The sequence below is a fragment of the Methylopila sp. Yamaguchi genome (genome assembly GCF_002897035.1).
In the GTDB taxonomy this organism is placed as follows: domain Bacteria; phylum Pseudomonadota; class Alphaproteobacteria; order Rhizobiales; family Methylopilaceae; genus Methylopila.
Window position 1 is genome coordinate 252,609 of sequence record NZ_BAUX01000004.1, and the last position, 21,613, is coordinate 274,221.

General features: G+C 69.0%; 17 protein-coding genes. 12 read left to right on the plus strand and 5 right to left on the minus strand.

The window, feature by feature from the left end; all coding sequences use genetic code 11:
• Positions 1 to 40: 40 nt before the first annotated feature.
• From METY_RS07000 to lptF, 3 genes are read right to left on the minus strand one after another with little or no spacing between them, the layout of a single operon-like run.
• Positions 41 to 2,575 carry an LPS-assembly protein LptD gene (locus METY_RS07000; protein WP_244593554.1) on the minus strand — a complete coding sequence of 845 codons (2,535 nt, stop codon included), beginning with the start codon at positions 2,573 to 2,575 and terminating at the stop codon, positions 41 to 43.
• Positions 2,572 to 3,690, minus strand: a complete 1,119-nt coding sequence (lptG, locus tag METY_RS07005) for an LPS export ABC transporter permease LptG (protein WP_103120704.1) — start codon at positions 3,688 to 3,690, stop codon at positions 2,572 to 2,574. The genes METY_RS07000 and lptG overlap by 4 nt, the downstream gene beginning before the upstream one ends.
• Positions 3,687 to 4,820, minus strand: coding sequence for an LPS export ABC transporter permease LptF (lptF, locus tag METY_RS07010; RefSeq protein WP_103120666.1), 1,134 nt, complete (start codon positions 4,818 to 4,820; stop codon positions 3,687 to 3,689). Before lptF ends, lptG begins: the two co-directional genes overlap by 4 nt.
• A gap of 213 nt (positions 4,821 to 5,033) precedes the next feature.
• Between lptF and METY_RS07015 the strand changes: the two genes are divergently transcribed.
• Complete coding sequence (locus METY_RS07015; RefSeq protein WP_103120667.1) at positions 5,034 to 6,542, plus strand: leucyl aminopeptidase; 1,509 nt, start codon at positions 5,034 to 5,036, stop codon at positions 6,540 to 6,542.
• Between the two features lie 55 nt (positions 6,543 to 6,597).
• A complete protein-coding gene (locus tag METY_RS07020; RefSeq protein WP_103120705.1) occupies positions 6,598 to 7,044 on the plus strand; it encodes a DNA polymerase III subunit chi in 447 nt (148 codons plus the stop codon).
• 30 nt (positions 7,045 to 7,074) lie between these two features.
• Here METY_RS07020 and METY_RS07025 read toward each other — a convergent pair whose 3' ends face one another.
• Positions 7,075 to 8,316: an NAD(P)/FAD-dependent oxidoreductase gene (locus METY_RS07025; protein WP_103120668.1), complete on the minus strand. Its 1,242-nt coding sequence runs from the start codon at positions 8,314 to 8,316 to the stop codon at positions 7,075 to 7,077.
• Positions 8,317 to 8,662: 346 nt separating this feature from the next.
• On the opposite strand from METY_RS07025, the gene METY_RS07030 reads away from it, so the two are divergent.
• Both METY_RS07030 and METY_RS07035 read left to right on the plus strand, forming a co-directional pair.
• Entirely contained in the window at positions 8,663 to 10,657 is a 1,995-nt protein-coding gene (locus tag METY_RS07030) for a putative bifunctional diguanylate cyclase/phosphodiesterase (RefSeq protein WP_244593557.1), read from the plus strand.
• Positions 10,654 to 13,230, plus strand: a complete 2,577-nt coding sequence (locus METY_RS07035; protein ID WP_103120669.1) for an ATP-binding protein — start codon at positions 10,654 to 10,656, stop codon at positions 13,228 to 13,230. Before METY_RS07030 ends, METY_RS07035 begins: the two co-directional genes overlap by 4 nt.
• Positions 13,231 to 13,232: 2 nt before the next feature.
• On the opposite strand, the gene METY_RS07040 is transcribed toward METY_RS07035, so the two are convergent.
• A complete protein-coding gene (locus METY_RS07040; protein ID WP_103120670.1) occupies positions 13,233 to 13,724 on the minus strand; it encodes a hypothetical protein in 492 nt (163 codons plus the stop codon).
• A 221-nt stretch (positions 13,725 to 13,945) separates the two neighbouring features.
• On the opposite strand from METY_RS07040, the gene METY_RS07045 reads away from it, so the two are divergent.
• The 8 genes from METY_RS07045 (at position 13,946) to dusA (ending at position 21,578) form a co-directional block, all read left to right on the plus strand.
• The gene (locus METY_RS07045) at positions 13,946 to 15,259 is read left to right on the plus strand and encodes a S8/S53 family peptidase (RefSeq protein WP_103120671.1); all 1,314 of its coding nucleotides are present in this window, start codon (positions 13,946 to 13,948) and stop codon (positions 15,257 to 15,259) included.
• 109 nt (positions 15,260 to 15,368) lie between these two features.
• Positions 15,369 to 15,581, plus strand: a complete 213-nt coding sequence (locus METY_RS07050) for a dodecin (RefSeq protein ID WP_103120672.1) — start codon at positions 15,369 to 15,371, stop codon at positions 15,579 to 15,581.
• A gap of 70 nt (positions 15,582 to 15,651) precedes the next feature.
• Positions 15,652 to 15,900, plus strand: a complete 249-nt coding sequence (locus METY_RS07055) for a hypothetical protein (RefSeq protein WP_103120673.1) — start codon at positions 15,652 to 15,654, stop codon at positions 15,898 to 15,900.
• Between the two features lie 294 nt (positions 15,901 to 16,194).
• Entirely contained in the window at positions 16,195 to 17,913 is a 1,719-nt protein-coding gene (ade, locus tag METY_RS07060; RefSeq protein WP_103120674.1) for an adenine deaminase, read from the plus strand.
• Entirely contained in the window at positions 17,910 to 18,569 is a 660-nt protein-coding gene (locus METY_RS07065) for a hypothetical protein (RefSeq protein WP_103120675.1), read from the plus strand. Before ade ends, METY_RS07065 begins: the two co-directional genes overlap by 4 nt.
• A gap of 82 nt (positions 18,570 to 18,651) precedes the next feature.
• On the plus strand, positions 18,652 to 19,572 hold the full coding sequence (locus METY_RS21200) for a cupin domain-containing protein (protein ID WP_200819615.1): 921 nt from the start codon (positions 18,652 to 18,654) through the stop codon (positions 19,570 to 19,572).
• 110 nt (positions 19,573 to 19,682) lie between these two features.
• Positions 19,683 to 20,489 carry a transglutaminase-like domain-containing protein gene (locus tag METY_RS07080; RefSeq protein WP_103120676.1) on the plus strand — a complete coding sequence of 269 codons (807 nt, stop codon included), beginning with the start codon at positions 19,683 to 19,685 and terminating at the stop codon, positions 20,487 to 20,489.
• 66 nt (positions 20,490 to 20,555) lie between these two features.
• Positions 20,556 to 21,578 carry a tRNA dihydrouridine(20/20a) synthase DusA gene (gene dusA, locus METY_RS07085; protein ID WP_103120677.1) on the plus strand — a complete coding sequence of 341 codons (1,023 nt, stop codon included), beginning with the start codon at positions 20,556 to 20,558 and terminating at the stop codon, positions 21,576 to 21,578.
• Positions 21,579 to 21,613: the final 35 nt, after the last annotated feature.

The following is a 21,613-nucleotide window of genomic DNA, read 5'->3' on the forward strand; positions in this document are numbered from 1 at the left end:
CCGCCGCCGGGCGGCCCGTCAACCGTCGTGAGGCGCCGGATCAGTTCTCGCCGTCGAACACGTCGTTCGAGCGGCTGGTCGAGATGCTCGCAGAGCCCAGCGTCCGGAAGTCGACCCTCAGCAGGAACTTGTGATCGATGCTGTCGAGACGCCTCGCGCTGGTGTCGATGTCGTACTCGCGGATGTAGTCGAACGCGAGATTGATGCAGTCTTCGATGTTGTTGACGCCGAAGCCGATCTGGCTCTTGTCGAACTCGTTCCGGTCGAAATTGTAGCGGGCGCCGCCGCCGACATAGAAATCCTTGGTGACGAAGACGCGCGCGCCGGCGAGCACCCCCTCACGGACGTCGTCGTAGCCGAGCTCCCGCTGCTTGTCGTAGCGGCCGTAGGACAAGTTGCCCTGGAAACGGCCCAGCGTCGCGCGGCCTTCGAGTTCGGCCGAGCGAACGGCGAAGCTCTTCTCGTCGAACCGGAAATGCGTCGCCAGCCCGAAGTTCTTCACGGGCACGAAGCTCGCGCCGGCGACGTAGTCGGAGCGCGTCGTGTCCAGACCGGACTGCAACCCGGTGCGTGCTGCGTCCTCGTCGCCGTTCGCGAACGAGTTCTTGCCGAACAGATGGTAGGACTGGCCGCCCATCACGTTGAACGACGCCCCGCCGGCCGTGGTCAGCGTGTAGGACAGGCCGACGTTCGCGCGGCTGCCGCCTTCGATGCGGTCGAAGCCGGAGAACTTGTTCCACGAGAACAGCGTGGTGTCGTCGAACATCAGGCTCTGGGCGTCTTCGTTGGCGAAGTCGCCGATGTGGGTCTCGTTCGGCCGCAGGATGATCTGCGCGATCGGCTCGATCTGATGCGTGCCGAGGCTATTCATCGCGATGAAGGGATAGCGATACTCGAGGCCAACGCCCCCCATGCCGCGGAGGAACGCCTCCTGGCCGTCGTCGAAGAACGGCCCGACCCGGGCGGAGGAGTCCGGGTTTGAATAGATGAGGTCGCCGCGCAGGAAGGCGAAGGGCGTCCAAACCTGGCCGATGGGGTCGACGTAGCGCTTGCGCCACTCGGTGTCGACGGAAAGGCGGCTGTAGGTCCCCGCGGCGCCGATCAGCGCCACGTCACTGAACGAGCCGACGCCGAGCCGCCCGCGGCGGAACTCGTTGTCCTCGCGGTAGAGGCTGGTGGCGTTGACGTTGAACGCCAACTCGCCGCCGTAGACCGGGTTCTCGAACACGTAGTTGTAGTCGAGAACCGGCGCGACGTTCGGCAGCCGGTCCTGCTGGTCGAAGCGGGTCATGCCGTAGAAGTGGTACCCGCGAAGATCGAAGTAGCTGCGATCGCCCTGGCCCGTGAGGTAGAGCGTCGAGGTGGCCTCCCGCTTCGATCCCCAGAGGTCGTAGTCGCCGCGCACCCATTTGTCGGAGTAGAGCGCGACGTCCCAGCCCCACTTCCACTTGTCGTTGATCGCGAACTCGCCGTCCGACTGGAAGGTCCAGCGGTTGTCCTTGTCGCCGGGCCCGATCGTCAGGCTGTTGGGGTCCGACGGGTCGAGCTTGTCGTCGAACTGGTCGCTGTCGAGCTGGTGGATGCCGGCGGCGCGGATCTTGTAGGCGCCGTCGATCAGGCGATGGCGGAATTCGCCCTTCATCATCACGCCCTGCTTGGACGTGATGATCGGAGCGATCGTGGCGTCCATGTTCGGCGCGATCGCCCAGAAGTAGGGCGTCTCGATCGAATAGCCGATGTCGCCCGAATGACCGTAGCTCGGCGCTAGGAAGCCGGACTTCCGCTTCACGGACGGATCGGGGTGCGAGAAGAACGGCAGCCAGGCGATCGGGTAGCCGTAGAGCTCGAACGTGGCGTCTTCGTAATAGACCATCTTCTCGTCTTCGCGGAAGATGATGCGCTTCGCCTTGATCTGCCAGAGCGGCGGCTTCTCGGGATTGTCCCGGCACGGCTCGCAGGCGGTGTAGACGGCGCGGTCGAACACGGACAGCTTGCCGCCTTCGCGACGGCCGCGGGCGGCTGCGAGCCGCGCGTTGTCCGTGGTCTGCACGCGGATCGACTCGATGAATCCATCGCGCAGATCGTCGCTGAGGTCGGCCGAGTTCGTGTAGACGATCGTGCCGTCGCGCTCGGTCAGCTTGACGTTGCCGGTGGCGCGGACGCGGTTCGCCTTCTGGTCATAGGCGACCCGGTCGGCCTGTACGGCCCGGCCCTGGTAGTAGATGTCGACTGAGCCGACCGCGGTCACGACCTCGTTGTTGAAGTCGTAGACCAGCTCCTTCGCCTCCATCAGCATCCGCGCGTTCGGATCGCGGCGGGCGGCCGTGGAGCGGTCGATGACGGCGCCGCCCGAAGACGCGCCGGACGACATGAAGTTCGGGATGCCGCCCTTGCTCGTTTTTTTCTCGTTGGGCGGAGCCGGAATGAACTCATTCGCGTTCTGAGCGAACGAGGGCGTCGCGACGGCGAGAGCGGTCGTGCTGAGAAGCGCGGCGACGAGGAAACGGCCGAGAAGCTGCATCGGTCGGAATGAACTGCCAGATGTGGGAAGGGCGGGGCGCGTCGCCGGCGTCATCCGTCCTCCTGATGCAACAACACGGTGGCGCCCACGAGACATCCAACAACGGCTGGAAGCCATGCCGCCGCGACTGGATTCACTAGGCCCGCCGCCCCCAAATCGTCGGCGAATTCGGTGACGACATAAAGCACGAAGCCCGCACCCACGCCACCGAGAATCGTTCGGGCCACCCCCCCGAACCGGAAGAACCGGAGCGCGACGGTCGCGGCGATAAGCACCATGGCGGTCAGGAGCGCCGGACGGGCAAGAAGTTCTTGGAGTTCAAGCCTGTGGCGCAGAGGCGACAGTCCCGCGCGTTCCGCGAGAGCGATGGCGCCGGGTAGGTTCCAGAACCCAACCATGGTCTTCGCGCCGAGCGTCTCGCGGACCTGCGCCGCGGACAGATTCGTCGGCAGCCGATAGCGCGCCAGGGATTGCGGCTCCCGGCCCACCGCGACCACCCGCACGTCGTCCAGATCCCAGGCGCCGTCGACCAGCTTGGCGTTGCGCGCCTCGATGCGCTCCCGGAACTGGCCCTCCGGCGTGAAGCTGAAGACGGTGACGCCGTTGAGCGACACGCCAGAGCTCGCCGCGCTGTTGGCGCGGATCACCGCCTGGCCGTCGATGCTGCGTTGCCGGATCCAGCGAGCTTGCCCCGAGGACCGACCGGTGGATGAAAACAGGCGCGCCTCGAGGCGCTCGGCCCGATCCTGCATGTGCGCGGCGAGCGGATTGAACGCGAGCGTCGAGACCACGCCGACGGCGACGGCCACGGCGACGGCCGGCGCCAGGAACTGCCAGGCCGAGACGCCGCTCGCCCGCGCCACCACCAACTCGAGCCGGCGGCTGAGCATCACGAAAGCCCCCATCGCGCCGAACAGGGTCGCGAACGGCAGCACGCGCTCGATGATCGCGGGCGTCCGGTGCAGCGAGAGGTTGGCGATCGCCGTGATTGAGGCCCCGCCGCCGCGGGCGTCGCCCGCCCGGCGCAGAAGCTCGACGAAATCGACGACGAAGACGAGCAGGATCGTGGCGAGGATGACGCCGACGATCGACAGCGCGACCTTGCGCGCGAAGTAGCGCGACAGCGTCCCGGTGAGCGGGCCGACGGGAAAGGCGAACGCGCTGGTCACGCGCCGGCCGGGGCGGCGAGGGGCGAAGAAACGGGCGGCGCCGGAGAGCGCGGCCTTCGCCCGAAGGCGAGCCATAGAGCCGCAGCGCCGGCGCCGATCGGAAGCCCGTAGACCGCAAACGCGGCGTAAGGCGTGGCGACGAGCAGGTTGGTCGCTCCGAGGCCCGCGATCCGCAGCGCCGCCATGGCCGCGATCGCGCCCAGCACGCCGTACGCCCGTGTCTGACGCGTTGTCCTAGGACGGCCGATGGCGGCGAAGGCGATCAACATGAACGCGACCGGGTACAAGGGATTGACGAACCGTTCGTGAAGTTCGGCGCGGAACCGGCCGGGCTGGGCCTTATAGGTCGCGTCGTTCACGTCCGGCGTCACGAGCTCCGAAGTGTAGCGCTCGCGTGGTTTATAGGATGTGACCTCGCTCAGGCCGGTAAAAGGCGAGAGGTCGAAGGCGTAGCGCTGGAACACGACGATCGCGGGGTCCTTGTCCGGCGCCTCGCGCCGCTGGACCGAACCGTTCTCCAGGACGAGGAAGGTCGAGCCCTGCTCCTCGACGATCTGGCCGCGCTCGGCGAGGTAGGTGACCTCCTGGGGCGCGTCGCGCGTATCCTGTACGAAGATCCCGAGCAGCGCGCCGCCGCGGCGCTCCCGGACGTGGACGACGAGCCCCTCTTCGATTGGCGTGAACTGGCCCTCGCGCAGGATGTTGGCGACCACGTCGGCCCTCACCTGCGTCAGCTGGAAGCGAAGCGCCCTGAGCGATTCCGGAATCGCCCAGACGCTCATCAGCCCGACGACGATCGAGACCATCAGCGTCAGCGTCATCAAGGGCCGCAGCAGCCGGCCTGGGCCGACGCCTGCGCCGGACATCACGACCAGCTCGGAATCGGCGTTCAGGCGGTTCAGCGACCAGACGGCCGCGCCGAACAGCGCGATCGGCGCGAGGATCACGGAGAGGGAGGGAATGGTGAGGCCGGTGATCAGCAGGAAGATCCAGATCGTCTGGCCCTGCGCGGTCACCACGTCCAACTCGCGCAGCGCCTGCGTCGTCCAGATCACCGCCGTCAGGATGATGAGGCTGGCGACGAAGGCCTTCGCCGTCAGGCCGAAAATGTAGCGTTCCAGAACAGGCATGCGCTCACGATCGACCGCGCGGCCGCACCTGCTGCGGTCACGAACGCGTCCCGCGCCACTTCAAAGCCGTAACGGAGCGAAACGCAAGCGCGCCTCCTGCGCGACGCGGTCGCGGACGCTTTCATGCGGAGGTCGCGTCGTATAGATGAGGACAACCCAGCGCAGGCGCGGTCTTCGAGCGCGCGCGAACGCAGTCAAGGAGTGCCGCTTCCGATGTCCAAGAGCTCCGATCAAGCCCGCGGGCCGATCAAGATCGGCTTCCAGAAGCTGAGCGCGGGAGCGAGCGGCGTGGTCGTGGCGCTCGCCGGGCCGGAGCTCGCCTTCGGCGCCGCGACGGCGGAGTTCCTGGCGCCGATTCTCGGCGCCCTAAGCGCGGCCGCCGCCGCGGAGCGCTTCAAGGGCCGACAGGGCGCCGCCTTCGAGCTGCTCTCGCCGGCGCTGCCCGGCCTGGAGCGCCTGATCGTGATCGGCCTCGGCGACGGCAAGGAGCCGACCGACTGGGTCAAGCTCGGCGGGCAGATCCGCGGCAAGCTCCCGGCCTTCGCGGAGACCGCCACCGTCCTGCTCGACGCCGTTTCCGGGATCGACGCCGAAGCCGTCTCCGACGTCGCTCTCGGCTTCCGCCTGCGCGGCTACGCCTTCGACCAGTACAAAACCAAGAAGAAGGACGACGAGGCCGCCGGCCTCTCCAAGGCCACCTTCGCGGTCGCCGACGAGTCGGCGGCGAAGAAGGCTTGGAAGCTGAAGGAGGGCCTCGCCGAAGGCGTGGAGACCGCGCGCACGCTCGTGAACGAGCCGCCGAACGTGCTGACCCCGAGCGAGTTCGCCCGGCGGGCGCAGGCGTTGGAGAAGCTCGGCGTCGAGGTGGAGATCCTCGGCGAGAAGGAGCTTAGGAAGGCGGGCTTCGGCGCGCTGCTCGCCGTGGGGCAGGGCTCTAGCCAGGAGAGCCGCGTCGCCATCATGCGCTGGAACGGGGCCAAGGACAAAGACGCCCAGCCGGTCGCCTTCGTCGGCAAGGGCGTGATCTTCGACACCGGCGGCATCTCCATCAAGCCTTCGGCCGGCATGGAGGACATGAAGGGCGACATGGCGGGCGCCGCCTGCGTCGTCGGCCTCATGCACGCGCTGGCTTCGCGTAAGGCGAAGGTCAACGTCGTCGGCGCGATCGGCTGCGTCGAGAACATGCCGGACGGCGGCGCCTACCGCCCCGGCGACATCATCACCGGCCTCTCCGGGCAGACCATCGAGATCATCAACACCGACGCTGAAGGACGGCTCGTGCTGGCCGACGTGCTCTGGCACGTGCAGGACCGCTTCAAGCCGAAGTTCATGGTCGACCTCGCGACGCTGACCGGCGCGATCCTGGTGGCTCTCGGCGTCGACAACGCCGGCCTGTTCTCGAACGACGACGAGCTGTCCGATCGTCTGTACAAGACGGGCCTCGCCACTGGCGAGAAGGTGTGGCGCATGCCGCTTGGGCCCGAGTTCGACAAGCTGATCGACTCGAAGTTCGCCGACATGAAACAGACCGGCGGCCGCCACGGCGGCTCGATCACGGCCGCCCAGTTCCTGAAGCGCCACGTCAACGACACGCCCTGGGCGCATCTCGACATCGCCGGCACCGGCATGGGCAGCCCCGCGAGCGACATCAACCGCAGCTGGGGCTCCGGCTGGGGGGTGCGCCTGCTCGACCGGCTGGTGCGGGACTATTACGAGGAGTGAGCCGAGCGTCATCCCCGCCGAGCGACGCGACGGCGGGATGGCCGGGGACGCTGAGGTGACCGAAATCTTCTTCTACCATCTCACGCGGCAGCCCTTGGACAAGGCGCTGCCGGCGCTGCTTGAGAAGTGCCTCGAGCGGAAGTGGAAGGTTGTCGTGCAAGCCTCCGCGCCAGAACGGGTTTCCGCGCTCGACGACGCCTTGTGGACCTATTCGGACGAGAGCTTCCTGCCCCACGGCGCCGACGCCGAGGGAGCGGATGAGCCGATCTGGCTGACGACCTCGGACGGCAATCCCAACGGCGCCGCCGTGCGCGTGCTCGTCGACGGGGCGGCGCCCCCGCCGGACCTCGCGCCTTACGAGCGCGCGCTCTTGCTGTTTGACGGGCACGACCCGGAGGCGCTCGACGCGGCGCGCGCGCAGTGGAAGACGCTGAAGGCGGCGGGCCATGTGCTGACCTACTGGCAGCAGGACGACGACGGGCGCTGGCGAAAGAAGGCCTGAGAGGGCCGAGACGGACCTAAGGTCGGCGGTCTAGGGGAGACACGGCGAGGCGAGCGCCGGCCGCTTCTCACCCGAGCGCGTCCATGCTGCGGCTCCTTCGGCGGCGGCGTGACCGGTCGCGAAGCACGCTTGCAGAAGATAGCCGCCGGTCGGCGCCTCCCAGTCCAGCATTTCGCCGGCCACGAACACGCCGGGCCGCCGCGACAGCATGAAGCGCTCGTCGATCTCGTCGAACCGGACGCCTCCGGCGGTCGAGATCGCCCGGGCAAGCCCCTGCGGGGCGATCAGCCGGAGAGGCGTCGCCTTGATCCGCCGCGCGAGCGCGGCCGGCTCATGGGGGAGGTCGCCGCCCTCCCGCAACAGCCCGACGCAGACTGGCGGCAGCCCGGCGGCCTTGCGCAGATGCGTGGACAGCGAGCGGTCGCCGCGGCCCGCCCCGAGCCGGGCGGCGAGGTCCGCTTCGGTGAGGTCCGGCCGCAGGTCAAGCGTCGCGGTCGTGGAGCCGTCGCGGGCGATCGCGTCCCGAAGGGCGGCGGAGAAGGCATAGATCAGCCCGCCTTCGATTCCGTCGGCAGTGACCAGGGCTTCGCCACGGCGGGTCTCGCCGCTGAACGTCAAGGCGATGCGCTTCAGCGGCTGACCCGCGAAGCGCTCGGGGAAGAAGCTCGACCAGCCGACGCGGAAGCCGCAGTTCGCGGGCGCCAGCGGAGCGACGCCGACCCCGGCCGCCTCAAGCACGCCGGTCCAGCTCCCGTCCGCGCCGAGCCGCGGCCAGCTCGCGCCGCCGAGCGCGAGCACGACGACGTCGGGCCGCGCGGTTTCGGCGCCCTCGGGCCCTTCGAAGGTCAGCGCGCCGTCGCTCGACCAGCCCGTCCACAGCCGCCGGGGCGCGAAGGTGACCCCTTGCGCTTCGAGCCTGCGCAGCCAGGCCCGCAACAGCGGCGACGCCTTCAGCGTCTTCGGGAAGACGCGGCCGCTCGACCCCACGAAGGTTTCAAGCCCGAGCTCCTCGCACCAGCGCACGAGCCGGTCCGGGGGGAAGTCGCGGAGGGCGCGCTCCAGACGTGGACGCGCAGGCCCATACCGGTCGAGCAGGCGCTCCAGCGGCTCGGAGTGCGTGAGATTCAGTCCGCCCCGCCCGGCAAGCAGGAACTTTCGCGCGAGCGACGGCATTCGATCGATGACTCGGACCTGCAGACCGGACGCCGCGAGGCTTTCCGCCGCCATCAGGCCGGAGGGACCCCCGCCGATGACGAGTGCTTGCGCTGTCATGGAACTTTAGCGGGCGCTAAAGAGGAATCGACTTCCGAACCGTCCGGAAGATAGAAATTCGACTTCGATCCACGTCTGCGGTCGCATCGTGATTCTCGTTTCCTTAAGCTGAGACCGACTACTTATCTCGATCACTCGGCCCGCGCGACCATCCCGGCGGGCGGCCCGGTGCGAAGGGAAGGCATGGGACGTCCTTCATGGCGCTCGTTGTCATCGTCGACGATCGGATTACGAACCGGAACATCTTCGCGAAGCTGGCCGCTTCGATCGAAAGTGGGGTGGTCGTTCGTTCGGCGCTCCCGTCGAAGCGCTGGCTTGGCTCGCGGGCAACACGCCCGACCTCGTCATCACCGACTACAAGATGCCGGAACTGGACGGCGCGGAGTTCACCCGCCGCTTCCGGACCTTGGACGGCTGCGCGGACGTGCCCGTCGTCGTCCTCACGGTCTACGAGGAGCGGAGTTTCCGACTGAACGCCCTGGAGGCCGGCGCGACCGACTTCCTGCAGAGCCCGGTCGACCACCACGAGTTCCTGACCCGCGCGCGCAACCTTCTGAAGATGCGCCGGCAGCAGGTGCTGATCGCCAGTCGCGCCCTGTCGCTCGAGCGCGAGCTGCGGTCCAGCGAGCGCGATCACGAGAAAGCCCTGCGCGACAGCTCCGAGAGGCTGGCCCAGGTCATCGACACGGTGCCCGCCCTGATCAGCGCGACCGATAGGTCAGGCCGCTGCATCTTCGTCAACGCCTATCAGGCCGCCATGAAGGGGGTCGAGCCGCCGGAACTGCTGGGGCGCACCGCGGTCGAGATGTTCGGCCCCGAGCAAGGCGGCCGCAGCGCGTCGCTCGACCGGCTGATCTGCGAGAGCGGCGCGGCTCTGCCGAGCTACGAGGAGGAATTCGTCACGCGCTCCGGCGAGCGGCGGTACTTTCTCACGACCAAGTCTCCGTTGCGGGACGGCGCCGGAGAGATCGTCGCGGTTCTGACGACTGCGCTCGACATCACCGACCGGAAACGCGCCGAGGGGCACCTCCGCCACCTCGCGCACCACGACGCTCTGACCGACCTGCCCAACCGCGCCCTTCTGCAGGACCGCGTGCGGCACGAGATCGCCCACGCGCGGCGGAACGACACCAAGTTCGCCCTGCATCTTTTCGATCTCGACCGGTTCAAGGCGATAAACGACGTCCTGGGCCATCACGTCGGCGACCGGCTGCTGAAGTCGGTATCCGACCGCCTGCGCGGAACGGTGCGGGAGACCGACGCCGTCGCGCGGCTCGGCGGAGACGAGTTCGCCATTCTGCAGACCAACGTCCTCCATGTGGACGACGCGAAGGAGCTGGCGCGCCGCGTCCGCGCCGCTCTGGCGGCCCCCTTCGTCTTCGACGGCGAAGAGGTGACGACCTCCGCCAGCATCGGCATCGCGCTGTTTCCCGACAGCGCCTTCGATTTCGAGGAGTTGCTGAAGCGCGCCGACATCGCGATGTACCGGGCCAAGGCCGACGGCCGCGACGGCTTCCGCGTGTTTGAAGCCGACATGGACACGTCGGCGCGGGCGATCACCGTGCTCGAGAGCGACCTGCGCCGAGCCTTGGCGCGCGGCGAGTTCGTGCTGCATTTCCAGCCGCAGGTCGATCTCGAGTCCGGCCGCATCCTCGGGGCCGAGGCGCTGATCCGCTGGCGGCGCGAGAACGGAGACCTGGTGCCGCCGGGCGACTTTCTGCCAAGCGCCGAGGAAACCGGCCTCATCACCCCCATCAACGAGTGGGTGCTGAACCACGCCTGCCAGCAGGCCGCGGCCTGGCGGAAGGCGGGGTTGCCGCCGCTCCGGGTCGCCGTGAATCTCTCGGCGGTCCAGTTCCGCAAGCAGGACGTCCAGAAGGTGGTGATGGACGCCATCGCGACGTCGGGGCTCGAGCCGTCCCTGCTCGAGCTCGAGCTCACCGAGACCATCCTGCTGCAGGACACCGACCTCGTGGTCGCGCAGATCAAGGCGCTGCAGGAGCACGGCGTGACGTTCTCGATCGACGATTTCGGAACCGGCTACTCCTCGCTCGCCTACGTCAAGAACTTCCCCGTGAACCGGCTGAAGATCGACAAGTCGTTCGTTCACAACCTCAAGGCCGACGTCAACGACGCCGCGATCGTCCGAGCCATCATCAACCTCGGCCACAGCCTCGGGCTGGACGTGGTCGCGGAAGGCGTCGAGACGGCGGCTCAGGTCGCGCATCTCCGCGCCGAGGGTTGCGACGAAGTGCAGGGCTACTACTTCGGCCGGCCCATGCCCGTGGACGACTTCGTCGCCCTTGTGCGGCGCGAGACCCTTCTCGCGCGGACGGCATGATCGCCCGGCCGGCGAAGCGCGCGGCAAGGGACGGCGCTCCCGCCGGGCCGCTCGCCGCCGTGATGCGCCGGCTTAGGGCGAGCGAAGCGGGCGAGCACGAGATCGCGCTGAACCGCGTCGCGCTCGCGACCTGCGTGCTGATCTACCTCCTGGCGGAGACTGCGCTCTACGGCGACCCGCTGGGCGAGGCCTTCCTGATCACCGCGGCCTTCTTCCTCGGCGGCCTCGGCTTCGTCGCCCATCTGGCGTGGCGTCCCGCGGCGTCGCTGCCGCGGCGCGTCCTCGCGATCACCTTCGACCTGACCGGCATCTCCTACTGCATGCACGTCGGCGGAGAGACGACCGCGATCCTCTACCCGATCTATCTCTGGGTGATCTTCGGCAACGGCTTCCGCTTCGGTCTGCGGATGCTCGCGATCGGCGCGGCAATCGCGATCGCCGGTTTCTCGGTGGTCATCGTGACGACGCCTTACTGGGGCGATCATCTCAGGCTGTCGTTCGGTCTGCTCGCCGGGCTGCTCATCCTGCCGGCCTACGCCGCGACGCTGATCCGCAAGCTCTCCAACGCGAAGTCGGCGGCCGAAGACGCAAGCCGCGCCAAGAGCCTGTTCCTCGCCAGCGTCAGCCACGAGCTGCGCACGCCGCTCAACGCCGTCATCGGCATGACGGACTTGCTCGACGGCACGACCCTGGACGACGAGCAACGCGACATGACGCGGACCGCGGGGGACGCCGGTCGCACGCTGCTGCGGCTGATCGACGACCTGCTCAACTTCAGCCGGATCGAAGCTGGCCGCATGCCGAGCCGGGCCGTGGACTTCGACCTGCACGGGGTGCTCGCCGAGGTGCGCGGCATGCTGACGGCGCAAGCGCGCGACAAGCGTCTGCGCCTTGCGCTGCACGTCACGCCGCGCACGCCCTACCGACTGAAGGGCGAGGAGCGCCAGCTCAAGGACGTCCTCGTCAACCTCGTCGGCAACGCCGTGAAGTTCACGGAGGTGGGCGGCGTCACAATCGCGGTCGACGCGATCTCACGCGACGAGCGCGGCGTCCGGCTCCGTTTCGAGGTCGCCGACACCGGCATCGGCATCGCTCCGGAGGCGAGGGCGCGAATCTTCGAGACCTTCACGCAGGCCGACGCCAGCATCATCAACTCCCACGGCGGCACGGGCCTCGGGCTCGCCATCTCCAAGCAGATGATCGAGCTGCAGGGCGGATCGATCGGCGTGGAAAGCGAGGTCGGGGCCGGCAGCGTCTTCTGGTTCGAGATCAATCTCGCCCTCGCCTCGGATAAGGGCGCGGAGCTCGCGCCGCGGGCCGGCCATGTCGTCGCCGTGGCGACCGATCAAGGCCGGGCCGCCAAGCTCGCGGCCGCGTTGGCGCAGGCAGGCGTTTCGGCCGACGCCTGCGGCGGCGTGCGCGACGCGGTCCGCGCCCTGCGGGAGCACGAGCGCGCCGGGCGACGTCGGGCCGCCGTGATCGACGGGCGCGGGGCCGACGCCGAGGCGATCGCGACCGCGCTGCGGGCCGGCCTCGACGGCGACGATCTCGAGACGGTCATCATCGACGGTCGGTTCGGCGAGGGATTGCCTCCGCTCGACCTTCGCTTCGTTTGCGCCTCCGCGGCGCGCGACCTGCCGGCCCCGACGGGGCTGGCGGCCATGGTGCGGATCGCGACCATCGGCGTCGCGGGCGATCCGCGGCCGCGCAGCGTCGCGCCCGACGTCGTCCCGACACGCCGTCTGTCCGTGCTCGTGGCCGAGGACAACAGAGTCAACCAGAAGGTCATTCGCAAGGTGCTGGAGCGCGCCGGCCATGAGGCGCGCATCGTCGACAACGGCGAACTGGCGCTCGACGCGCTCGCGGAGCGGACGTTCGACATCGTTCTGATGGACGTGAACATGCCGGTGCTCGACGGCGTCGAGTGCACCAAGCTCTTCCGTTTTGCGTCGATCGGAAAGCCGCGCACGCCCGTGATCGCCCTCACGGCGGACGCCACGCCCGAGGCGCGGCGGCGCTGCGAGGAAGCGGGAATGGACGCCTGCGTCACCAAGCCGATCGAGCCCGCCCAGTTGCTGGCGCTGATCGCCGAGATGGCGGGCGAGGGACCCGGCGAAGCCGTCGCCGAGGCCGAGGCGCTGGTGGAGCCGCCTCACGACGACGAGACCGTCGCCCGGCTCGCCCGGCACCCGGGCTTCCGTCCCGCGCGCCGGACCGTCGTGGACCGCAGGACGCTGACCGAACTCGAGCAGCTCGGAGGGCGAGCCTTCGTCGGCGACCTCGTGGACGAGTTCCTCGTGGACGCCGAGATCGTGCTGCAGGCGCTGCGTCAGGCGGTGGAAGACCGCGACACGGCGGCCTTCCGGGAACAGGCCCATGCGCTGCGCAGCGGCGCGGCGAACATCGGCGCGCGCGGCATGTACGAGCTGTGCCTGTCGTGGCGGAACATCGAAGCGCGTGACCTCGCGGTGCGCGGCCACACCCATATCCAGCGGCTGGAGGCGGAGTTCCGGCTCGTCGGAAAAGCGCTGCGCGAGCTGTTTCCCAAACGCGGCCGCGCCAACGGCGGCTGATCTCAGGGCGTCCAGCCGCAGGCGGCCGCGACCCGCGTCCGAACGTCGCCGAAGCCCTCGAGCGAAAACGCGTTGGCGTGAACGTCGCCCGCGCGGTCCCGCACCTCGATCGTCAGCCGGCCTTCAGCGGGCAGCCGGCGCAGGAAATCCTCGACCCCTTCAGAACGGAACACGGCCTTGCCGTTCGTGGAGACGTCCCAGCGCGAAGTCTCTCGAGCGCCGGAGTCCGACTGCGTCGCCACCTCGAGCGACGAGCGCGGCAGGCCCCAGTCTCCTGCGGTCCCGACGAGCGCTTCGGTGCGCCCGCCGAGGCAGCGCACGATGATGAAGGACGGATCGTTCTGCGAGGCTCCGCGCGCGGCGGCGAGCGCCGTCACAAGCGTGGCCGGTCCCTCGTCCGGCTCCGAGGTGGTGGTCCAGCCGCCCAGCGTCTCCGAGCCTGCGGCGGCTGCGGTCGCGAGAAGACACGACGCCGCGACGATCGCCTTGCGCATGGAAACGCCTCCTGGGGTCAGAAACTGGCGACCTGGATACGCTGGGCGTTTGGTCCTGGACCGTCCGCGCGAGATCTTCTTCACGGCGCCAAAGCACCTGCGATTGCTGCTTCGCAGCATAAGGAAACTATGAGACGCTTCCCGTCGTACGTTGCGTCTCGGCGACGTCCCACGACATCCTTGGGACCTATTCGCGGAGATTGACGAGAGGGATCGTGCGTATGGCCTCCAGGCCGCGTCTCCGATCGGCAGGTCTTCTGACCGTCGCGCTCGCGGCGATGCTCGGGCTCGCGGGGGGCGTGGTCGGCGGCGAGCGATTTGGGTCTTATCGCGATGCCCTGCCGGCGGAAGCCGGCCAGCCGCCGGCGTGGCGCGGCCCGAGCTTCGACCCGCGGCGCTACGCGGATGCGGCGGTGGAAGGCGTGGTCCGCAAGGCCTGCGCCTCGCCGGCGCCTTTCGTCGTGCTGGACAGCTTCAGCTTCGGGCGCCCCGCCAATCTGGACGACGATCTTGGCGAGCCGTCCGATAGCGCCGACGCGAACATCAGCCACGGCGATGTGGTGGCCGCCATCGCCGCTCTCGGCCATGGCGCGGTGACGACCTATCAGATCGATCCGGTCTTCAACGCCTTCACCCTGGCGAGGGATTTCGCTGCCCTCGCGCGCGACGTCGCGAGCGGCAAGGTCGCCCGTCCGGCGGCTGTCGTCACCTCCATCGTGCTGCCGGTCCATCTCGACGACGTCAACCGCGCGCTGCCGGCCGACAAGGCGGTGTCTGCGGCGGACCTACGCGCGCGGCGGGGAGAGGTGATGGCGGCGCTCATCGCCGACGGTGATCCGCGCAACCCCTATCGCATCGTGGGCGACGCGCTGGCTGCGCTGGCGCGGCTTGACGTGCCAGTGTTCGCGGCGTCCGGGAACACGGGCCCGGATGGGCTGGTCAACGTGCTCGCGCTCAACGACGGCGTCTACGCGGTGGGCGCGCTCGACGGCGCCGGCCGGCCGACGGTCTACACCAGCACGCCTGAGATGACCGCGATCTGGGCCCCCGGGCAGTTCGTCCTTAGGGAGACTACGGGCGGGCTGAGCCTCACCGGCGGGCGTGACGTCGCCTTCGCAGGAGCGACCGCGCCGGGCCGGAAGGGCCTCATCGCCTCGATCGTCGGGCGCGATCCGGCGACGCTCGTGCGCTCCGTGCCGGCCTCGCTCGCAGGCCCCGACCCTTCTGGCCCGGGGCGGCGCCAGCGGACTCTGCGGCGCTACCTCGAACCCGGGCTCTACCGGACGGCCGATCTGTTGGCGGCCTATGGCTACGACATGAGCTCCGGCAACGTTGCGCGCTCGCTGGAGCAGGGGCCCTACATGCACTACCCGTCCGACGCGATCTTCCGCCTGGATAAGACGGGCCGGCTCGCCTTCGATCCGCTGGGCGACGGCTCCCCGGGTCAGCTGGTGGCCTACGACGCCACGTCCTTCGCAACGCCCAACGTCTGTCCTTCGCCGCAGCGCGTGGCTCAAACCTCCAGCCCGCGCTGACGGCGCCAGCGGCAAAATGCGCCGCCGAGGGATCGATCGCCAAGTCCGGGACGTTCCAGCTCTGCAAACAGCGAAGCCGCCGAGCGGCTCAGCCGGAACGAGGACCTGAATGTCAGATCGGACCTACAAGATTATCGAGATCGTCGGATCGTCCGCCACTTCGATCGAGGACGCCATCAGCGGGGCCATCGCCGATGCGGCGAAGACCGTCCACCATATCCGCTGGTTCGAAGTCGTCGAGACCCGCGGCCATGTCGAGGATGGGAAGGTCGCGCACTACCAGGTGACGCTGAAAATCGGGTTCACCATCGAAGGAACCTAATCGCGTCGGCCGCGTTTAGGGCGACGGCGGAGTTCGCGCGCGACAGGCGGCGGCCGGTGAAGAGGCGGATATGGGCGACGCGTTTGTGGTTGAGGTGCGTGGCCGCCACGCGGGGCTTCTGATCCGCCTTCAGGAGGGCTTTCGCTTCCTGGCCTCGCTCCCCGAAGTCTATGACCTCGACGACAAGATGTTTTCCGACAAGGCGGCGGCCTGCGCCGCCGTCGAGGCACGGTTCGACGCGCTGCAAGCCGGACATTTGCCCGCCTACGCGCCCGTCAATTACGGGGCAGCCGCCGACGGGCTGCGGCTCGCAAGCTGACGGCCTAAGGCCCGTCTGACGTCTCCAGAACGGACCGTCGCATCCGCCTGTCAGCCTTAAGGACGCCGTCAGTTGTTGCGATCGGCCGACGCGGCGCTCTTGCGTGGCGTCATGGCGGTAGGTCGGGCCACGTCGTCGGACAGCCGATCCCTCCCTCACATGTCTCTGATGCAGGCCGTCGGGCATGCGCGACAGCTAAAATCGCGGCGAAGGGCGGCGCTGAAGCGTCGGCCGGCGCCTTGAGCTGAAGCCGAGGCCGGGCCACGATCGCGGCTCCCGGCTTCAGGAGACGCCATGACCGCCGAAGCGACTGCCGCCGACGCCATCGCCCGCCGCATTGCGCAGGGGCGGGGGCTTACACTCGCCGACATCGTCATCAAGGGCGCGCGGGTGCTCGACGTGGTCACCGCGACGCTGTTTGAGAGCGACGTCGCGATCGCCGGCGACATGATCGTCGGCACCTTCGGCGAGTACGAGGGGCGGGAAGTCATCGACGGCCGCGGGCTGACCGTGGTGCCCGGCTTCATCGACACTCACCTCCACATCGAATCCTCGCTGCTGACGCCCCTCGAGTTCGACCGCTGCGTGCTGCCGCACGGCGTGACGACGATCATCTGGGACCCGCACGAGATCGCCAACGTGCTGGGGGCGGAGGGGATCGACTACGCGCTGCGGGCGGCCGAGGCGACGGTGATGGACATTCGCGTCAACCTCTCGTCCTGCGTGCCGGCGTCGCCGCTCGAGACCTCGGGCGCGCAGCTCGGCGTCGACGATCTCATGCCGTTCCGCGCCCGGGCCAAAGCGCTCGGCCTCGCCGAGTTCATGAACTTCCCCGGCGTGCTGAACGCGGATCCCGGCTGCCTCGCCAAGCTCGCGGCCTTCCAGGACGGCCACATCGACGGCCACGCCCCGCTGGTGCGCGGCAAGGACCTCAACGGCTATCTCGCGGCCGGCATCCGCACCGACCACGAGGCGACGAGCTATGAGGAGGGGCTGGAGAAGCTACGCAAGGGCATGACGGTGCTGATCCGCGAGAGTTCGATCGCCAAGGATCTGCATGCGCTCTGGCCCCTGCTGACGCCCGAGACCTCGGCCTTCGTCGCCTTCTGCACCGACGACCGCAACCCGGTCGAGATCGCGGCGGAAGGCCACCTCGACCACATGATCCGCTGGACCATCGCGCAAGGGGTTCCCGCCGCCCACGTCTACCGCGCGGCGAGCTGGTCGGGCGCCAACGCCTTCGGGCTGCGCGACCGGGGGCTCGTCGCCCCGGGCAAGCGCGCGGACCTCGTGCTGCTGTCCGACTACGAAGACTGCCGGGTGCACACGGTGATCGCCGGCGGCCGCGTGGTGACGGACGCGCTGTTCGCCGCGCGCGCGGTTCCCGAGCCTGTCGGCCTCGACAGCATGAAGGCTGAGCCGGTGACGGCGGACGAACTGACGCTGAAGGGGGCGGGCGGGCCGCGCCCTGTGATCGGCGTCGTCCCGGGCAAGATCGTCACCGACCATCTGACGCTGGAGCTCACGGCCGAGGGCGGCGCCGTGCGGCCCGATCTCGCGCAGGACGCGCTCGCGGTCGCGGTGATCGCGCGGCACGGCGTCAACCGCAACATCGGCCGCGGCTTCGTGAAGGGCTTCGAGCTGAAGGCCGGCGCCATCGCCTCCTCGGTCGGCCACGACAGCCACAACATCTGCGTCGTGGGCGCGACGGCCGAAGACATGGCGCTCGCCGCCAATCGGGTCATCGCGCTTGGCGGCGGCTTCGTGGTCGCCGCCGAGGGTGATGTGAAGGCCGAGCTCGCGCTCCCGGTCGCGGGGCTGATGAGCCTCGAGCCGCACGAGGCGGTGCACGACCGGCTCGTCGCCCTGCGGGCGGCGGCTGTCGCCCTCGGCTGCACGCTGTCGGAGCCGTTCCTGCAGGTCGCCTTCCTGCCGCTGACCGTTATTCCGCACCTGAAGATCAGCGACTTCGGCATGGTCGACGTGAACCGCTTCGAGGTCATCGCGGCATGAGCGGCCGCTTTGAAGGCCGGCGCGTGCTGGCGCTCGGCGACACGGCCGCAGCGCTCGGTCTCGCGCAGGAGGCCGCGGCGGCGTTCGGAGCGGAGGGCGCGGAGCTGCGGGTCGCCTCGCTCGCTCTGGAGGGCGAACCCGAGCCGCCGGTCTTCCTGCCCTTCGCGCTTGCGGCCTCGCGGCTGTTCCGCGGCTCGCATCTGGTGGTCGCGGCGCTGTCGGACGCAGGCTTCCGGGCGCTGTTCGCCGCCTATGTCGAGGCGGACCTGGTTCGCGAGCCGTCGCGGCCGCTGGTGCTCGCCGTGGACGCGGCGCCGGCGGGCTCCGGCGCCGTCGACTGGATGGCGGCCCGCGCGCCGGCCGACGTGCTGCGGCTGCGCAGCCATCCCGATCTCGCGCTCTACGGCAGAGTGGCGGCGGCGCTCGGCGTCGACGCGACCAACGCCGCGCTGGCGCCCTCGGCCGACGGGCTGTTCGGGCTGAGCGAGGCCCTGCTGATGGGGCAGGACCTGCGCGAATCGGCTCTCCCGCTCCGCCACTCCCTCGCAGGCCGGATCGTGCCGGAGGCTCCAGAAGCGCCGAAACCGTCATCCGGCCTTGCCGCAGGCTTCATGAGACGCTTAGTTCGCAAAGGCCGTTCGGCGCCGCAGCATTAGGGGATGCGGCGGGTCGTCGGCCGGTCACGCTTTGAACGCTTTTTGACATGCCGCATTGGGGCGCAATTTTTAGGAGACTGACATGGCCAATCGCTACGAGGTCGGGGAGAAGGACACCCGGCCCTGGGGGACGTGGGAGGTCATCGCCGGGGGCGAGAACTACGCGGTGAAGCGGATCGTGGTGTCGCCCGGCGCGCGCCTGTCGCTGCAGAAGCACCAGCACCGCGAGGAGCACTGGATCGTCGTCGAGGGCGAGGGGGTCGTCACCCGCGACGACGAGCGCATCCCGGTGAAGACCGGCGTCGCCGTGCATCTTCCGCTGCACTGCGTGCACCGCGTCGAGAACCCGGGAAAGGTCGACCTGGTGTTCATCGAAGTGCAGCGCGGCGATCCGCTTGACGAGGACGACATCGAGCGCATCGAGGACGATTACGGTCGGGCGCCTGCGGGCGAGAGCTCGCCCGCCCCGTCCGGCGCGCCGAGCGGGTTCGCCGGCGTTGCGGCGCTGGTGATGGACTTCGACGGCGTCTTCACCGACGACCGGGTGCTGGTGGATCAGGACGGCCGCGAGGCCGTCTTCGCCAGCCGGTCCGACGGCATGGGCCTGGAGCGGCTGCGCAAGCTGACCTCGATCCGCACGCTGATCCTGTCGAAGGAGCCCAATCCGGTGGTCGCCGCGCGTGGCGCGAAGCTCAAGATCGAGGTGCTTCAGGGCATCGACGACAAGCTGCCGGAGCTTGACCGCTGGCTCGCCGCCAACGGCCTGACCCGCGAGCAGACCGTCTACATCGGCAACGACGTCAACGATCTCGAGTGCCTGAAGGCCGTGGGCTTTCCGGCGGCTCCCGCCGACGCCCGCGCAGAGGCCAAGGCCGCCGCGCGTTTCGTCACGACGGCCTTGGGCGGCCGTGGCGCGCTGCGAGAACTGTGCGAACGGCTCATCGCGGACCATGTGCCCGGGGTCTCGGTTCGCACGCCGGTCCAGTACGCGGCCGCGAGCTGACCGTCGCAAATTCCAACGCTGCAGTGCAACGAATGAGCGCACTGCGGCGTTTGCTCGCGCGACCTGCCGCACGTTAGCCGGTGAGCGCCTCGGATGAGAGGGACTGCGCGGTGAAAATCAACGTCGGCTTCGAAATCACGCATAACTTTCCTCAGCCCACCCCCATGATGGTGATGCTGAACGTGCATCCGAGCCGGGAGCTGGACTTGGTCAAGCCGGACCAGGTGACGTCCTATCCCTACACGCCGATCTCCGTCTATCTGGACGGCTTCGGCAACATCTGCGGCCGGCTGGTCGCGCCGGCCGGCGACTTCACTCTGACGACCGACGCCGTGGTGCTCGACAGCGGCGAGCCTGACGTCGCCGCATGGGACGCCTATCAGCACGCGGTGGAGGAGCTTCCGGACGACACGCTCGTCTTCCTGCTCGGCAGCCGCTACTGCGAAACCGATCGCCTCGTGAACGACGCCTGGGCGCTGTTTGGCAACACGCCTCTTGGCTGGGGCCGGGTGCAGGCGATCGTCGACTTCGTCCACAATCACATCACCTTCGGCTACCACCATGCGCGCGCGACCAAATCCGCGTTCGACGCCTGGAACGAACGTCAGGGCGTGTGCCGGGACTTCGCCCACCTCGCCATCACGCTTTGCCGCTGCATGAACATTCCCGCGCGCTACGCCACGGGCTATCTTGGCGACATCGGCGTCCCAAAAGACCCTGCGCCAATGGATTTCAGCGCCTGGTTCGAGGCCTATCTCGGCGGCCGCTGGCACACCTTCGACGCCCGGCACAACAAGCCGCGCGTGGGCCGCATCGTGATGGCGCGGGGCCGCGACGCGGCGGACGTTGCGCTGACAAACGCCTTCGGGCCCAATTCGCTCAAGAACTTTCGGGTCTGGACCGACGAGGTCTGGTAAGGGCGCCCAGAGCGCGCGTTCTGCGCTATAAGCGCCCATCTTTCCCGAACGATCGAGCCTGACGCCGTGACGACCGCCGCAGCGCGCCGCTTTTCAGTCGCGCCCATGATGGACTGGACCGACCGCAACTGTCGGCTGTTTCACCGCGCCCTGACGCGTGAGGCCTTGCTCTATACCGAGATGGTCACGACCGGCGCGGTGCGGTTTGGTCCCCGCGAGCGCCTGATCGGGTTCTCGCCGGCCGAGCAGCCGGTCGCGGTCCAGCTCGGCGGGTCGGAGCCTGCGGAACTCGCCGAAGCCGCGCGGATCTGCGAGGACTTCGGCTACGTCGAGGTCAATCTGAACGTTGGCTGCCCTTCCGACCGGGTCCAGGACGGCCGCTTCGGCGCCTGCCTGATGGCGGAGCCCGCGCGGGTCGCCGACTGCGTCGCGGCGATGAAGGCCGCGGTGTCTGTCCCGGTTACGGTGAAGTGCCGAATCGGGATCGACGATCAGGATCCGGAGCAGGCGCTCGACGCGCTTGCCGACGCCGTGCTCGCCGCCGGCTGCGACGCGCTGATCGTCCATGCGCGCAAGGCTTGGCTGAAGGGCCTCAGCCCCAAGGAGAACCGCGACGTGCCGCCGCTCGACTACGGCCGCGTGCTGCGGCTGAAGGCGCGGCGGCCGGAGGCCTTCATCGCCATCAATGGCGGCATCGCCGACCTCGAGGCGGCGCAGGCGCTGCTCGCTCCCCGCGACGGCGTCGCGCTTGATGGCGTGATGCTCGGCCGGGCAGCCTACCAAAACCCCGAGCTGCTGCTGGGCGTCGACCCGCTGCTGTTCGGCCGGGCGGCTCCCTTCGCCAGCGCGAAGGAGGCGGCGGAGAGCCTGACGCCGGCGATCGAGGCGCATCTCGCGAAGGGCGGCCGACTGTCGAACTTCACGCGCCACATGCTGGGGCTGTTCCCCGGCAAGCCGGGCGCGCGGGCGTTCCGCCGCCATCTCAGCGTGGAGGCGCCAAAGGCTGGCGCTGGCGTCGAGGTCCTGCGCGCTGCGCTTGACCTCATTGACGAGAGCGGCTCCATGGCGCGGGCGAGCGAAGCCGCCTGAAATTTTTGCGGCGACGCTGCGATCCGCCTCCTGGA

What these genes read in the sequence shown, in the direction of transcription:
- ade (WP_103120674.1), top strand. Translation starts at nt 16,195, where the DNA reads ATGACCGCCGAAGCGACTGCCGCCGACGCCATCGCCCGCCGCATTGCG.
- lptF (WP_103120666.1), bottom strand. Translation starts at nt 4,820, where the DNA reads ATGCCTGTTCTGGAACGCTACATTTTCGGCCTGACGGCGAAGGCCTTC.
- METY_RS07045 (WP_103120671.1), top strand. Translation starts at nt 13,946, where the DNA reads ATGGCCTCCAGGCCGCGTCTCCGATCGGCAGGTCTTCTGACCGTCGCG.
- METY_RS07065 (WP_103120675.1), top strand. Translation starts at nt 17,910, where the DNA reads ATGAGCGGCCGCTTTGAAGGCCGGCGCGTGCTGGCGCTCGGCGACACG.
- METY_RS07050 (WP_103120672.1), top strand. Translation starts at nt 15,369, where the DNA reads ATGTCAGATCGGACCTACAAGATTATCGAGATCGTCGGATCGTCCGCC.
- METY_RS07025 (WP_103120668.1), bottom strand. Translation starts at nt 8,316, where the DNA reads ATGACAGCGCAAGCACTCGTCATCGGCGGGGGTCCCTCCGGCCTGATG.
- METY_RS07000 (WP_244593554.1), bottom strand. Translation starts at nt 2,575, where the DNA reads ATGACGCCGGCGACGCGCCCCGCCCTTCCCACATCTGGCAGTTCATTC.
- METY_RS07055 (WP_103120673.1), top strand. Translation starts at nt 15,652, where the DNA reads ATGGGCGACGCGTTTGTGGTTGAGGTGCGTGGCCGCCACGCGGGGCTT.
- METY_RS07035 (WP_103120669.1), top strand. Translation starts at nt 10,654, where the DNA reads ATGATCGCCCGGCCGGCGAAGCGCGCGGCAAGGGACGGCGCTCCCGCC.
- METY_RS07015 (WP_103120667.1), top strand. Translation starts at nt 5,034, where the DNA reads ATGTCCAAGAGCTCCGATCAAGCCCGCGGGCCGATCAAGATCGGCTTC.
- METY_RS21200 (WP_200819615.1), top strand. Translation starts at nt 18,652, where the DNA reads ATGGCCAATCGCTACGAGGTCGGGGAGAAGGACACCCGGCCCTGGGGG.
- METY_RS07040 (WP_103120670.1), bottom strand. Translation starts at nt 13,724, where the DNA reads ATGCGCAAGGCGATCGTCGCGGCGTCGTGTCTTCTCGCGACCGCAGCC.